This window comes from Novosphingobium rosa NBRC 15208, assembly GCF_001598555.1.
GTDB lineage: Bacteria > Pseudomonadota > Alphaproteobacteria > Sphingomonadales > Sphingomonadaceae > Novosphingobium > Novosphingobium rosa.
The window spans coordinates 1-14067 of the sequence record NZ_BCZE01000086.1 but is presented as its reverse complement, the minus strand read 5'-3'; the positions used below and the strand labels follow the sequence as shown (position 1 = coordinate 14067).

General features: G+C 66.3%; 14 protein-coding genes. 3 read left to right on the top strand and 11 right to left on the bottom strand.

The genetic code is table 11. The features are described from left to right. Positions 1 to 3: 3 nt before the first annotated feature. The 11 genes from murD to SR3_RS25530 all read right to left on the bottom strand — a co-directional run bounded on the left by murD (position 4) and on the right by SR3_RS25530 (position 11708). Positions 4 to 1365 carry a UDP-N-acetylmuramoyl-L-alanine--D-glutamate ligase gene (murD, locus tag SR3_RS25580; RefSeq protein WP_068092578.1) on the bottom strand — a complete coding sequence of 454 codons (1362 nt, stop codon included), beginning with the start codon at positions 1363 to 1365 and terminating at the stop codon, positions 4 to 6. Between the two features lie 4 nt (positions 1366 to 1369). Next, positions 1370 to 2440 carry a phospho-N-acetylmuramoyl-pentapeptide-transferase gene (gene mraY, locus SR3_RS25575; RefSeq protein WP_068092576.1) on the bottom strand — a complete coding sequence of 357 codons (1071 nt, stop codon included), beginning with the start codon at positions 2438 to 2440 and terminating at the stop codon, positions 1370 to 1372. Positions 2441 to 2459: 19 nt separating this feature from the next. Next, entirely contained in the window at positions 2460 to 3941 is a 1482-nt protein-coding gene (locus tag SR3_RS25570) for a UDP-N-acetylmuramoyl-tripeptide--D-alanyl-D-alanine ligase (RefSeq protein WP_068092619.1), read from the bottom strand. Positions 3942 to 3947: 6 nt separating this feature from the next. Beyond that, positions 3948 to 5480, bottom strand: coding sequence for a UDP-N-acetylmuramoyl-L-alanyl-D-glutamate--2,6-diaminopimelate ligase (locus SR3_RS25565; RefSeq protein ID WP_084455917.1), 1533 nt, complete (start codon positions 5478 to 5480; stop codon positions 3948 to 3950). Further along, the gene (locus SR3_RS25560) at positions 5477 to 7258 is read right to left on the bottom strand and encodes a peptidoglycan D,D-transpeptidase FtsI family protein (protein ID WP_068092613.1); all 1782 of its coding nucleotides are present in this window, start codon (positions 7256 to 7258) and stop codon (positions 5477 to 5479) included. Before SR3_RS25560 ends, SR3_RS25565 begins: the two co-directional genes overlap by 4 nt. 107 nt (positions 7259 to 7365) lie before the next feature. Then, positions 7366 to 7881 (bottom strand): hypothetical protein, encoded by a 516-nt coding sequence (locus SR3_RS25555; protein WP_068092574.1) that lies wholly within the window; start codon positions 7879 to 7881, stop codon positions 7366 to 7368. Further along, a complete protein-coding gene (gene rsmH / locus SR3_RS25550) occupies positions 7878 to 8867 on the bottom strand; it encodes a 16S rRNA (cytosine(1402)-N(4))-methyltransferase RsmH (RefSeq protein ID WP_068092571.1) in 990 nt (329 codons plus the stop codon). The genes SR3_RS25555 and rsmH overlap by 4 nt, the downstream gene beginning before the upstream one ends. Next, positions 8864 to 9352, bottom strand: coding sequence for a division/cell wall cluster transcriptional repressor MraZ (locus tag SR3_RS25545; protein WP_218018887.1), 489 nt, complete (start codon positions 9350 to 9352; stop codon positions 8864 to 8866). Before SR3_RS25545 ends, rsmH begins: the two co-directional genes overlap by 4 nt. A gap of 536 nt (positions 9353 to 9888) precedes the next feature. After that, complete coding sequence (locus SR3_RS25540) at positions 9889 to 10260, bottom strand: hypothetical protein (protein ID WP_157099108.1); 372 nt, start codon at positions 10258 to 10260, stop codon at positions 9889 to 9891. Positions 10261 to 10278: 18 nt separating this feature from the next. Beyond that, on the bottom strand, positions 10279 to 11301 hold the full coding sequence (locus tag SR3_RS25535) for a cysteine synthase A (protein WP_068092565.1): 1023 nt from the start codon (positions 11299 to 11301) through the stop codon (positions 10279 to 10281). Between the two features lie 89 nt (positions 11302 to 11390). After that, on the bottom strand, positions 11391 to 11708 hold the full coding sequence (locus SR3_RS25530; protein WP_068092563.1) for a 2Fe-2S iron-sulfur cluster-binding protein: 318 nt from the start codon (positions 11706 to 11708) through the stop codon (positions 11391 to 11393). A gap of 151 nt (positions 11709 to 11859) precedes the next feature. On the opposite strand from SR3_RS25530, the gene SR3_RS25525 reads away from it, so the two are divergent. From SR3_RS25525 to SR3_RS25515, 3 genes are all read left to right on the top strand, one after another. After that, complete coding sequence (locus SR3_RS25525) at positions 11860 to 12477, top strand: DNA-3-methyladenine glycosylase family protein (RefSeq protein ID WP_068092605.1); 618 nt, start codon at positions 11860 to 11862, stop codon at positions 12475 to 12477. A 305-nt stretch (positions 12478 to 12782) separates the two neighbouring features. Beyond that, complete coding sequence (gene ccmA / locus SR3_RS25520; protein ID WP_068092558.1) at positions 12783 to 13391, top strand: heme ABC exporter ATP-binding protein CcmA; 609 nt, start codon at positions 12783 to 12785, stop codon at positions 13389 to 13391. After that, positions 13388 to 14056 (top strand): heme exporter protein CcmB, encoded by a 669-nt coding sequence (locus SR3_RS25515; RefSeq protein ID WP_068092556.1) that lies wholly within the window; start codon positions 13388 to 13390, stop codon positions 14054 to 14056. The genes ccmA and SR3_RS25515 overlap by 4 nt, the downstream gene beginning before the upstream one ends. Positions 14057 to 14067: the final 11 nt, after the last annotated feature.

Here is a 14067-nt window from a genome sequence, read left to right as displayed (position 1 = left end):
GGGTCAGCCTTCCTCGCCGTGGGTGTGATCACCCTGCCCCGTCAGAACCTCGACGATCTGGCGGAAGGTCTCGCCGCGCGCCTCGAAGTCGCGGAACTGGTCGAAGCTGGCGCAGGCGGGCGAGAGCAGCACGACATCGCCGGGGCTGGCGGCCTCGATGGCGCGGCGGATGGCCTCGCTCATCATCTCGGCGCGGACCACCGGCATATGGGGGGCAAGAATCTGGGCAAACAGCGGCCCGGCGTCGCCAATGGTGTAGGCGGCGGCCACATTGGGGAAACCATCCGCGCAATCGTCGAGATCGACACCCTTGGGCAGGCCACCGACGATCCAGTGCAGGCGCTTGTGCCCCGCAACCGGCGGGAAAGCCGCTAGAGCGGGAGCGGTCGAGGCCGGGTTTGTCGCCTTGGAATCGTTGATGAAGATGACGCCGTTCGATTCCGCCACCCGCTCCATGCGGTGCGGCAGGCCGTTGAAGCTTTTCAGGCCCTTTTCGATGGTGGCATCGTCCAGCCCCAGCTCGCGCACGGCGGCGACAGCGGCCTGAGCGTTGGCGCGGTTATGCGGCCCGGCAAGGCTGGGCCAGTCGGCCTGATCGCCCGGCAGATCGACGCTTTCGATAAAGGTGAAGCGCTGGCCCTCAGGCGCATCGCGCAGCACGTCCAGCGCCAGTTCCGCCTTCATCTCGACCAGCGCGAGACGGCCCAGCGCCTGCATGCCGAACAGCCGCGCCTTGCTGGCGACATAGCCCTCGAAACCGTCATAGCGGTCCAGATGATCGGGCGTGAGGTTGAGCAGCACGGCCACCTCGCAATCGAGCCGCTGCGTCAGATCGATCTGATAGGACGACAGCTCCAGCACATAGACGCCCCCGGCAGGCAGTGGTTCCTGCCCCAGAATGGGCAGGCCAATATTGCCACCCATGATGGCGGGAATGCCCGCCACATCGAGCAGATGCTTCGTCAGCGCGGTGGTGGTGGATTTGCCGTTGGTGCCGGTGATGCCCACCACCTTGTGCGGCGGCAGATGATCCCGGCTCTGGGCGAAGAGTTCGATGTCGCAGATCAGCGGTACGCCAGCGGCGCGGGCGGCGTCGGCAATGGGGTGGCGGTTGATCGGCACGCCGGGCGAGACGACCATGCCCGCAAAGCCGGTGAGATCGATCGCCAGCGGATCGGCCAGCGTCACCTTGTCGCCCTCAGGTCCATTGTGGGCTTCGGCCACGGCATGGCGCGGCTCTTCCTTGGCGTCCCAGGCGGTGACCTGCGCCCCGCCCGCCACCAGCGCGGCGACAGCCGTCTGGCCGGACCGGGCCAGCCCCAGCACCGCGTAACGTTTTCCGGCAAAGGCGGGGGAGGAGATCATCGGATCAACGCAGCTTCAGCGTGGAAAGGCCGATCAGCGCCAGCACGATCGACACGATCCAGAAGCGGATCACCACGGTGGATTCGGCCCAGCCCTTCTGCTCGAAGTGGTGGTGGATCGGCGCCATGCGGAAGATGCGGCGCCCGGTGCGCTTGTAGAAGAACACCTGAATGATGACGCTGGCCGCCTCCATCACGAACAGCCCGCCGATGATCGCCAGCACGATCTCGTGATGCGCGGCCACCGCAATGGCGCCCAGCGCGCCGCCCAAGGCCAGCGAGCCGGTGTCGCCCATAAAGACGGCGGCAGGCGGCGCGTTGAACCACAGAAACCCAAGACCGGCGCCCATGATCCCGGCGCACAGGATCGCCAGCTCACCGGCGCGCGGCACATGGGGAATGCCCAGATAATGGGTGTAGTCCACGCGGCCCGTGAGATAGGCGATGATCGCGAAGGCGCCCGCCGCGATGATGACCGGCATGGTGGCCAGACCGTCCAGACCGTCGGTCAGGTTCACCGCATTGCCCGCCCCCACGATCACGAAGGCCGCGAAGGGGTAATAGGCATAGCTGAGCGGAATATAGGTGTTGGGCAGGAAGGGCACATAAAGGTTGGTGCCGGTGTGCTGCACAATGATCCAAGTCGCCACACCGGCCACGGCGAATTCCGCGATCAGGCGCACCTTGCTGGACACGCCCTTGGTGGAGCGCTTGGTCACCTTGTCGAAATCGTCGAGGAAGCCGATCACGCCAAAGCCGATGGTGACAGCCAGACAGGCCCAGACGAAGGGATCGGTCAGATCCATCCACAGCAGCATGGATGCCACCAGCGAGATCAGGATCATCAAGCCGCCCATGGTGGGGGTGCCGCGCTTGGCCAGATGGCTCTGCGGGCCGTCCTCACGGATGGGTTGGCCCTTGCCCTGTTTGGCGCGCAGCATGGTGATGAAGCGCGGGCCGATGATCAGGCCGATGATCAGCGCGGTCATCAGCGCGGCACCGGCGCGGAAGGTCTGGTAGCGCACCAGATTGGCAAGGCCCGCAAAATGGAACCACTGGGCGATGAAATACAGCATGGGCGTTCAGTATCGTCCGTTAAGCAGAAGGCGCGAGCAGAGCGGAAACCAGCTTGCCCAGACCGACAGAATTGGAACCCTTGACCAGCAGGGCGTCGCCATCGGCCAGCCCGAAGGCGGCCAGACGGGCAATCGCCTCATCGGTGGTCTGGCAATGGGCGAAGGCAATGGGCTTGCCAAGCGCGGCCTGGCCGGATGTCCCCAGCTCCTCGGCCAGCGCGGCCATTTCCGGGCCGACCAGCAGGGCGAAATCGACATTGGCCTCGGCAATCGGCGCCAGCAGCTGGGCATGGAGCGCCGGGCCGAAATCGCCCAGCTCCTTCATGGCGCCCAGCACGGCGATGCGGCGTTTCGCCTTCTCCGCCCCCAGCACCGCCAGCGTGGAGCGCATCGAGGCCGGATTGGCGTTGTAGCTTTCATCCATCAGCAGCGCGGTGCCGCCATCTTTCGTGGTGATCTCCACGCGCGCGCCGCGCCCGGCCAGCCCTTCCAGCTCGGCCATGGCCAGGCCCGCCGCGCCGAAATCGGCGCCCACCGCCCGCACCACGGCCATCACCGCCAGCGAGTTGATCACCCAATGCTCACCGGGCGAGGCCACGGTGTAGCACAGGCGGATGTCGCCCAGATCGGCGGTGACCAGCGATCCGCCGCTGCGGCCGCCCAGCCCCGGCGAGGCCAGCGCATCGAGCAGGCGCACATCGGCATGCGCCGCGCGCCCGAAGGAGAGCACCCGAGCGCCTTTCGCCAAGGCAGCGGCTTTCAAACGCTCGAAATGCGGACTGTCGGCGGGGATGACGGCGGTGCCGCCCTCGACCAGACCCTCGAAGATTTCCGCCTTGGCATCGGCAATCGCCTCTTCAGAGCCCAGATTCTCGATATGGGCCGGGGCGATGTTGGTGATGACCGCCACATGCGGCTTCACCTGCGCCGTCAGATCCGAGATTTCCCCGGCATGGTTCATCCCCATCTCGAAGATGCCGTACAGCGTGCGCGCGGGCATGCGCGACAGGCTGAGCGGCACGCCGACATGGTTGTTGTAGCTCTTGACCGAACGATGCGCCCCGCCCCGGCTCGACCGGTCGAGCGCGGCATAGATCGCCTCCTTCACGCTGGTCTTGCCGACCGAGCCTGTCACGCCGATGATCTTCGCCTCGGGCAGCACGCGGGCCCGGGCAGCGGCGCCCAGCGCCTGAAGCGCGGCGAAACTGTCCTGCACCAACACATGGGGCGCATCGACGGGATGTTCGGCCACGACAAGGCTGGCGCCGCGCGTCATGGCGGTGGGGATGAAGCGGTGGCCATCCATCGCCTCGCCCCGCATGGCGAAGAACAACCCACCCTCGCCGATCTCACGCGAGTCGGTGGCGACATTGGCGATGAAGCAGTCTTCCTGCGTGGTGCCGCCGATGGCTTTCGCCACGCTGGCGGCATCCCACAAGGCGGTGGGCAGCGCGTCCGCCGGTTCTTCGGGCCAGTCCATGATGCGGGCCTTTTTCGTCATCATCGCTTACTCCTGCGCCCCCGCAACCTGATCGGCCCCAGACTTTCCGGCGCATTCACGCGCCACGGTCACATCGTCGAAAGGCAGCACGCGCATTGCATCGCCGCGCCCCACGATCTGGCCTTGCTCATGTCCCTTGCCCGCGATCAAGACGATGTCACCCGCCTGAGCCAGAGATATCCCCCGCGCGATGGCCTGACGGCGGTCACCCACCTCAAAGACCTCGGCCAGCGGCTCATCCATGCCCGCCAGAATGGCGGCGCGAATGGCAGCCGGGTCTTCGCCGCGCGGGTTGTCGTCGGTGACGATGGCAATGTCGGCATGATCGGCGGCGATGCGGCCCATGGCGGGGCGCTTGCCCTCGTCGCGATCGCCGCCCGCGCCGAAGATCACGATCAGCTGGCCATGCACATGCGGGCGCAGCGCGGCAATCGCGGCTTCCAGCGCATCGGGCGTATGGGCATAATCGACATAGACCGGCGCCCCGACATGGTTGAGCCCGGCGCGCTCCAGCCGCCCGCGCACCGGTTGCAGGCGCGCAAGGCCATCGAAGACCTGCGCCGCGCCGATGCCGCTGGCCAGCGCCAGCCCGGCGGAGACCAGCGCATTGGCGGCCTGATAGGCGCCGATCAACGGCAGGTTGAGGGTCTTGGTGGCACCCTCATGCTCGATGGTCAGCTGCTGGCCCAGCAGGCCCGGCGTGCGGCTGACAAGGCGCAGGGCCTCGCCCTTCTCGCCCACGGTGAGCAGACGCAGGCCACGCAGCTTCGCCACCGCGATGGCGCGATCCGACCATTCATCATCGGCCCAGATCACCGCCGCGCCGCCATCCTCCACCACCTGCGTGAACAGACGCATCTTGGCGGCGAAATAATCCTCCATATCGGCATGATAATCGAGGTGATCGCGCGACAGGTTGGTGAAGCCGCCCGCCGTCACGCGCGGCCCCTCATTGCGATATTGCGAAAGGCCATGGCTGGAGGCCTCATAGGCGACATGGGTGACCCCCTCGCGCGCCAGCCCGGCCAGATTGGCGAGGAAGGTGACGATGTCCGGCGTGGTCAGCCCGGTGTAGGTCGTTTCCTGAGGCGTGGTGACGCCCAGAGTGCCGATGCTGGCCGCCGGATGCCCGGCCATGCGCCACAGCTGGCGGGTCATCTCCACGCAGGAGGTTTTGCCGTTGGTGCCCGTCACCGCCACAAGCGTTTCCGGCACGGGCTGATAGAAGCCCGAGGCAAGCCGGGCGAAGGCCAGACGTGGCTCATCGGCGGCGATGTGGATCGCGCCTTCCACCTTCGCCTCGGGCCGGGCCACCACGGCGACAGCGCCAGCGGCCACGGCGGCGGGAATAAAATCCTCTCCATTCACGCGCAGGCCGGGGAAAGCCCCGAACACATTGCCCGGCGCAACCTTGCGGTTATCGATGGCGAAGCCCGTGATGTTCACATCGCCGGAAGGGGCAAAACCGGTGACATTAAGGTCACCGGTTTCGTTGAAACCTTCCAGTCCCGCCTGCGCGGCCAGAGCGCCCAGCTTCATTCGCCTTGTCCATTCGCAATCAACGGGGCGATGTCGGAAATGTCGATATCGCGGGTCTGATCAGGCATCACGCCCAACAAGGGTCCGATCTTGGGAATCAAGCGCCCTACGATGGGTGCGGCATTCCATGCGGCAGTCCGCTGGTAGGAGGTGGCGGCATTGCGCTGCGGCTCGTCCAGCGTGGAGATCACCACATAGCGCGGCTTGTCCATCGGGAAGGCCGCGGCGAAGGTCGTCACCACCTTGTCCTTGTGATAGCCATGCGCGTCCGAACGCTCGGCGGTGCCGGTCTTGCCGCCCACGCGATAGCCCGCCGCATTGGCGCTGCGCCCGGTGCCGTTCGAAACGATGGCGCGCAGCAGCTGGCGGATGCGCGCGCTGGTGCTGGCCTTCCAGATGCGGCGTCCCTCGGGAATATGGCCGGGGTCGAGCTTGAAGAGCGTCGCCGGGCGCCACACCCCGCCATTGACGAGCGCGGCATAGGCGCAGGCCAGATGCAGTTCGGTGATCGAGATGCCATGGCCATAGGCCACCGTGGTGTTGCTGACCCGCGTCCACAGCCCATGCGAATCCGGCTTGGGCCAGATCGGGGCGCCGCGCGCGGGCAGTTCGATATGCGGCCTTTCGCCAAAGCCCAGGCGATGGAAGGTGTCCATCATGCGCTGCGAGCCAATCTGGTCGCCCAGCTGCGCCAGCACGATGTTCGAGGAGTGGATCAGCGCCTCGGGAATGTTCAGCGAGGCGCCGAAATTCGCGTCATCATGCACAAGGTGGCCGCCGACCTCACGCTGGCCGCCCGCCGGAAAGCGCGTGGCCATATCGCGCAGCACGCCATTGTCGATGGCGACGGCCACGGTGATCGGCTTGATGACGCTGCCCAGCTCGAAAGGCTGGCTGGAGATCAGGTTGAAGGTGTGCTTGGCGCCCTCGGCATCGATGGCATTGGGGTTGAAGGCGGGCAGCGAGGCCAGAGCCACCACCTCGCCCGTGTCCACATCCATCACGATGCCCGCCGCGCTGCGCGCCTGCGCTCGCGCCAGACCCCATGCGAGATCCGCCTCCAGAGCGCCCTGCACGCGCGCATCGATGGAGAGCTGCATCGGCGTCCCGCGCTGCGCCGGATCGGTCAGGCGCTGGTCGTAGACCTTCTCCAGCCCGACCTGACCGTGCCCGTTGTTGTCAACGAAACCAAGGATATGCGCGCCCATCGAGCCTTGCGGATAGTAACGCTCATTCTCGCGCGGGAATTCCAGCGCGGGCTCGCCCAGCGCGTGGACGCGGTTGGCCTCGTCGGGCAGGATGCGGCGGCGCAGATAGCCGGGCTCATCGCTCGAGAGACGCTTGGTCAGCGCATCGACATCCTCATCGGGGAAGATGCGGACCAGCGCCTGCGCCACCTCTTTGGGGCTACGCACCAGGGCGCCTTCGCCGTTCTTGGCCTCACCCGTGCCCAAAGCCTTGGGGTTGAACCACAGGGCATAGGCGGGGAAAGCGCGCGCCAGCGACATGCCGTTGCGATCGATGATCTCGGCCCGGCGCGAGGTGTAGGCGCTGCTCGGCACATCGCCGCGCCCGGTCTTGGTCAGCCCCAGATGGGCGATGCGGATTTCGGCGATCAGCGCGATCAGCGCAAAGCCGATCAGCACCAGCAGGGTGCGCCAGCGCGCCACCGTCAACGCGCGCGAACGCTGATGCACCAGATCGACGCGGCTGGCGGCGATCACCGCATTGTGGCGCTGGCCGATGCCGATCACCGTGGCGCTGGCGCCATAACGCATCGAAACCGCACCATTGGCCGGCACACCCAACGACACATGGCCCAAGGCGCGAACCTCGGGCCTCTGGCGGCGCGGTTGATCATCAAGGGGCCGGGTGGCCATCGCGTTTACTCCGCACGCTCGGCGATGCGTGAACCGACCTGCGAGAGGCGGTCCTCAAGCTGGCTGGCGCGCAAAGGCTTGCGCACCCCATCGCGGGGCACCTCGCCTGCCACCGCGGAACCGATGATGCGCCCGGCCAGCGGCTGAACCGCCGAGACGATGCCGGGGCGGCCATCGGCATCGGCGCTGGCCACGCGGATCTGGGGCGGAGCATCGGGCGACGGCGCCTTGCCCAGCACGGCGAGCTGGCGCTCGCTTTCCAGATATTGCGCGGGCTTGGGCGCTTCGAGACCGAAGTCCACATCGTTGAAGGCGGTCAGCTGCTGCTGGCTGGCGCGGGTCTGGAACTCGGTGTCGAGCAGCATCTTCTCGCGGCTCAGCTCGGTGATCTGGCGGTCGGCCAGACGCACTTCGCTCTTCACAGCGTTCACCCGCACGGTCAGCGCCATCATCAGCGCGAAACAGATGGTCAGCGCCATACCCCAGCCGATGGTGTGCAGGCGGTCACGGGTCATGATCATGCGGACCTCCGAAGTCGCGCGGGAGTGATGGTGCGGGTGGCGTGGCGCAGCGTGGCGGAACGGGCACGCGGATTGCGGTCCAGCTCCTCCTGCGAGGGACGGATGGCCTTGGAGACCTTCGTGAAGACGGCGGGCGGTGCCTCGGCAGCAATGGGCACGTAGCGCGAGGTGGCGGGCATATCGCCGCTGGCCGCTTTGAGATACTGCTTGACCATGCGGTCTTCCAGACTGTGGAAGCTGACGATGGCCAGCCTGCCCTCGGGCGCCAGCAGGGCCTCGGCGGCGGACATCGCCGCTTCCAGCTCGCCCAACTCGTCGTTCACATGGATGCGGATGGCCTGGAAGCTGCGCGTCGCCGGATCCTTGGGCATATGCGGCTTGTGGCCCAGCGCGCGGCGGATCACGTTGGCCAGCTGCCCGGTGGTCTCGATGGGGCGCGCGCCGACGATGAAGCGCGCGACGCGGCGCGACTGGCGCTCCTCGCCATAGCGGAAGAGCACGTCGGCGATCTCGCTTTCCTCGGCGGTGTTGACGAAATCGGCGGCGCTGGGGCCGTCCTGCTCCATGCGCATGTCGAGCGCGGCATCCATCGAGAAGCTGAAGCCGCGCTCCGCCTGATCGAGCTGCATCGAGGAGACGCCGATGTCCAGCGTGACTCCATCAACCTGCGCCACGCCCGCCTCCGCCATCGCCTGCGCCATTTCGGAGAAGCGGCGCGGGTGCAGGATCAGGCGCGGGTTCTCGCCCTGCGCCTCGGGCCACAGGCGGCCGTTGCGGATCGCATCGGGGTCGCGATCGAAGGCATGCACGGTGGCGCCCGAGGCCAGCAGGGCGCGGGTGTAGCCCCCTGCCCCGAAGGTGCCGTCGATCACCACCGTGCCGGGACGGGGCGCGAGCGCGGCGATCACTTCGGCGATCAGCACGGGAATATGCGGGGCGTCGGCGGGGGTGAGCGCCACGGGATCGAGAGCGGGTTCGGGGCTCATTTGCGCGCGCCTTCCGTCAGGCTGGCGCAGGCGGCCTGGGCGCTGGCCCATTGCGGGCCATCCTGGCGGGCCAGCACGTCGGGCGACCACAGGGTGAAGAAAGGACCGGCACCCTGATAGTAGATGGCGTCGCCAATTCCGCCCAGCGCCCGCAGGTGAGCCGGGATGATGAAGCGGCCCGAACCGTCGAAGCTGATCTCGGCGCAGTCGAAGAGCTGGAAATAGCGCATGTCGCGGTCGAAGGGCTGGCTGGCGCGCGCGGCCATTTCTTCCTCGCGGTCGATCTGGGCCATCAGCCCCTCGCGGCGCGAGAGGCCATAACCGATCAGGCAATCCCATTTGTCATGCTTGGAGACCAGCAGCAGACCCTTGCCCTCGCTCGATTCGGTGACGGTTTTGCGGAATGCGGCGGGCAGCACGAAGCGGTCCTTGTCACCCTTCGGCGAGAAGCCCTGACCACTGTATATGACCGGCTTGCCAGTCACCCCGTCTCTTCCCCGCGCTAAAAAAGCCCCATGAGCGAAGGACAAAGAGCCACGATCCGGTGTGGCGTCCGATACGCCAACACCGACTGCCTTTCAGCAAAGTCGCCGTGAATCCCTGTCCCGATGTTGGATACTTACCGTTTCGCAAGCGGGCAGGGAAGCCACATTGCGGGAATTTATGCCACCTCATACCCAAACCAACATCATTTTATTGATTTTAAAAGGATATTTTTAAATCACCCTGTGGACTATGCTAACCAAAAACTTACCATAGCGCTCCGCAGAGCAACCGCCGCAGCATCTGCAAGACCGAAAAATCGCCATTTTACAAGACTGAATGCATCCACACCCGCATCTTCCCATAGGATGATCCGTGCTTTCCCCAAGGCTTCCCGCATTTTCCCCGATCAGGCATGCACAGTGATTCGCGCGCATATGAAAAGAGCGCGCCGATGACATCGGAGCGCTCGAACAAACTGCGGAGTTTAAGGAAAGCGCCTTAGAGGCAGCCCGCTAAGGCCGTGCCTGACAGAGGATCAATGCCCGGCAGGATGGGGGGCGGGATGCATCACCTTGCCACTGGCGTCGGGCACCATGCTGATATCGGCCAGCGGATCGGTGTTGCCCGGCGCCCCGCCGCTGTTGGGCATCATCGCCTTGCTGGAGGCCGCCATCGCCGCCTCATTCGCCTTGGCATGATCCATGATGATGTTGGCCAGACCCACCAGCAGCAGCATCAGCGCCAGACCGAACAGCCCGACCTGCAAGCGCTGCATCGCCTGAGACCGCAATTCGCGCGGCGAAGAGGCCATCGCGAGTTGTGGCGCAACGCCTTCCAGCGGTGTTCCCGGCATGTGACCGGCAACTGGCGCTCCAGCGGCGATGGAGATATGCGAACCGAGGGTCATTAAACCCCGTTTACATCATTATGACAGCCAGGGAAAGACCGGCAATCCTTTCGCTTCCAACCAGTTCCGGTTGAACAGCGTGGAAAGATAGCGGAAGCCCGTGTCGCACAGGATCGTCGCCACGCGTGCATCCTTGCGGCCTTGCGCCACCAGCTGGCGGCCCAGCGCGACCGCGCCCGCCACATTGATTCCGCTCGACAGGCCCAGCGCCAGGCCTTCATCGGCCAGCAGCTTTTCCACCCAGACCAGCCCTTCGGCGTCCGAAATGCGGAACTGCGTGTCCACCGGAGCACCATCCAGATTGGCCGTGATGCGCGCCTGGCCGATGCCCTCGGCCACGCTGTTGCCCTCGGCCTTCAGCTCCCCGCAGGCGAAGTAATTGTAAAGTGCGGCGCCATGCGGATCGGTCAGGGCGACAGTGATGTTCTCGTCAAAGGCCTTCAGCCCCATGCCGGTGCCCGCCAGCGTGCCGCCGGTGCCCGCCGCGCAGGTGAAACCGTCGATGCGGCCCTCCATCTGGGACCAGATTTCCGGCGCGGTCGATTCGATATGCGCCTTGCGGTTGGCGATGTTGTCGAACTGGTTGGCCCAGATCGCGCCCTCCGTCTCCTCGGCCAGACGGCGCGAGGTGTGGACGAAATGGCCCGGATTGCTGAAAGGCGCGGCTGGCACCAGCACCAGCTCGGCACGCAGCGCGCGCAGCGTGTCCATCTTTTCGCGCGATTGCGTCTCGGGCATGACGATGATCGTCTTGTAACCCAGCGCATTGGCCACCAGCGCCAGACCGATGCCGGTGTTGCCCGCCGTGCCTTCCACAATGGTGCCGCCGGGCTTCAGAATGCCCCGCGCCTCGGCATCGCGCACGATCCACAGGGCGGCGCGGTCCTTCACGCTCTGCCCCGGATTGGCGAATTCGCACTTGCCCCAGATCTCGCAGCCCGCCGCCTCGCTGGGGCCCTTGAGAAGCACCAGCGGCGTGTTGCCGATCAGATCGAGCGTGGAACGACGGATGGGCGGGACGGGGGGCGTCTGGGCTGTCATGGTGGCCATGGCTAGAAGCCCGCGCGGGCCAGCGCAAACGAATTGCGCTTTGCCCGGCTAAAGCATGGCTGCCCGTCCCGGCCTGCCGCTTAACCCTCGGGGGCGATGGTGACGGTCAGGCCATCCAGATCGTCGGTGATCGGCAGCTGGCACGACAGGCGCGAGGTGGCGTTGCGCTCATCGCTGCTGTCCAGCAGATCGTCCTCATCGGCGCTGACGGGCGGCAGCTTGTCGGCATAAGCGGCGTCGACAAAGACATGGCAGGTCGCGCAGGAGCAGCAGCCGCCGCACAGCGCCAGCATCTCGTCAAAGCCATTGTCGCGAATCGCTTCCATCAGCGTGGTGCCGACGGTGGCTTCGATCTCGCGCGTGTCGCCACTCTGGCCGACGACCGTAATCTTGGGCATGTTGCAGACTTCCCTCATGATGGCGCCGCCACTCTTGCGCAGGAAACCGGGCCGGTATGGCGACAAATTCGTGCCGCTGCTAAAGGCTGGCCCGGTTATTTGCAATGGCGGGCACCATCGATCCCATCATATGCCTTATAAGGAAAAGATCATGGGCCTGAGCGCCGCCGCCATCCGCACCGGTCTCGACGCCATCGCCGCCAAAACCCCCGCCATCGCCGATGCCCTCACCCGCGTCGGCTATCCCGAGCCGCGCATTCGCAACCGGGGCTATGCCACCATGCTGCGCACCATCGTGGGCCAGCAGGTGAGCGTGGCCGCAGCCTCATCCATGTGGACCAAGCTGACCGGCACTTTGGGCGAGGATATCCCTCCGGACCTGCTGCTGGCAGCCGATTTCGACGCCTTGCGCGCCTGCGGGCTGTCGCGGCAGAAGCAGGCCTATGCGCGGTCTTTGTGCGAGCTGGTGCTGGCCGGAGAGGTCGATTTCGATGCCCTGCCCGCCGACGATGAGGAAGCCATCACGCTGCTGACGCAGATCAAGGGCATCGGCCGCTGGTCCGCCGAGATCTACCTGCTGTTCGCCGAGGGCCGCGCAGACATCTGGCCAGCGGGCGATCTGGCGGTGCAAGTGGGGCTGGGCAAGCTGCTGGGCATGGAAGAACGCCCCAGCGAGAAGCTGACCCGGCAGCTGGCGGAAGGCTGGAGGCCGTATCGGGGGGCGGCGGCGATTTTCACGTGGCATTGCTATAACAATGCGGCTTTGTAAGGGGGGTTAAGAAGAGAGAATGCGAGGGCCCCAAGCGAGCGCTTGTCGCGAGCGACAAGCTACGGCGCCCTCGCGCTCCCGTTAATGTCTACGTTGCGCTTCGGGTTCAGCGATAGAGCAACGTCGCAGGCGGATAAGCTTAGCGGATTGAGAGCCTGCGGCGCCCTAGGTCACGCAGGTCGATAGTCTGGGCGCAACGATCCGGCGGCGCCACCCTATCGTCGGAAGACGTTCTGGGAGCGCGAGGGGGTAACCCCCTCGCATCTTTCCTTTTCTATCCCTTGTTCATCCCCTATCGGCAAACAATGCAAATCGCCGCCCTTACTGCTTGGGAACTCTCCTGCCGCCGGGGCGACCGCTGGCTGTTCCACGGCCTCGACTTGCAGCTGCAACAAGGCGAGGCGCTGCACCTGACAGGCCCCAACGGCGCGGGCAAAACCTCTCTGATGCGGATGCTGGCGGGGCTGCTGCGCCCCTCCCCCAGCCTGTCGCCGCGCGATCAGGCCAAGGCGGGCAGCATCGCGTGGGAGGGCGCCATCGCCCTGGCTGATGAACGCCCCGCGCTCGACCCGGCGCAACCGCTGGGCAAGGCGCTGGCCTTCTGGCGCGGCATCGACGGTTCCAGCGACCTGCCGCTGGAACGGCTCGGGCTGGATAATTTGCTCGATGTGCCGGTGCGCTACCTCTCCACCGGCCAGAAGAAGCGCGCCGCGCTGGCGAGGCTGATCGGCCAGAACGCCCAGAACTGGCTGCTGGACGAGCCACTCAACGGCCTCGACATCGCCGGCGTCGCCCTGATCGAAGACCTTGTGGCCGAGCATTGCGCGCAAGGCGGCAGCGCCATCGTCACCTCGCACCAGCCCATCCGCCTGCCGGGCGCAAAACGGCTCGACATCGCGGATTACGCCCTGTGACCGCTGCCCTCCTCGCCATCCTGCGCCGCGACCTTGCCCGCCTGCTGCGCGGCGCCCAGGGCGGAGCGCTGGGGAGCGGCATCGCCATGCCGATCCTGTTCTTCCTCGCCGTCGCCATCATCTTCCCCTTCGCCGTCGGGCCCGATCCGCGCCTGCTCGCCCGCGTGGGCGGCGGGGTGATCTGGGTCGCCGCGCTGCTGGCCGCCATCCTCCCGCTCGACCGCCTTGTCGAACCCGACATCGAGATGGGCTTCTTCGACCAATGGGCCCTGCGCGGCATCGCCGAAGAAGGCGTGATCGCCATGCGCGTCATCGCCCACTGGCTCAGCTTCGCCCCCGCGCTGATGCTGGCCACCCTGCCCGCCGGAGCCCTGCTGGGGCTGGACGGCACGCAACTGGGCATGGTCGAACTGGGCCTGCTGGCGGGCACGCCGGGTCTTGCGGCGCTGGGCGTGATGGTCGCGGCGATCACGGCGGGCCTGAAAGGAGGCGCCGCGCTGGCCGGGCTGCTGGTGATCCCGCTGGCGGTGCCGATCCTGATCTTCGGTGCAGGCGCTTTGGCCAGCGGCGGCGCGAGCGGTATCGCCCTGTGCGGGGCGGCCAGTCTGGTGCTGGTCGCTTTGGCGCCCTTTGCCGGGGCCGGGGCGATCAGGGCAGGAAGGTAAAAGAGAAGATG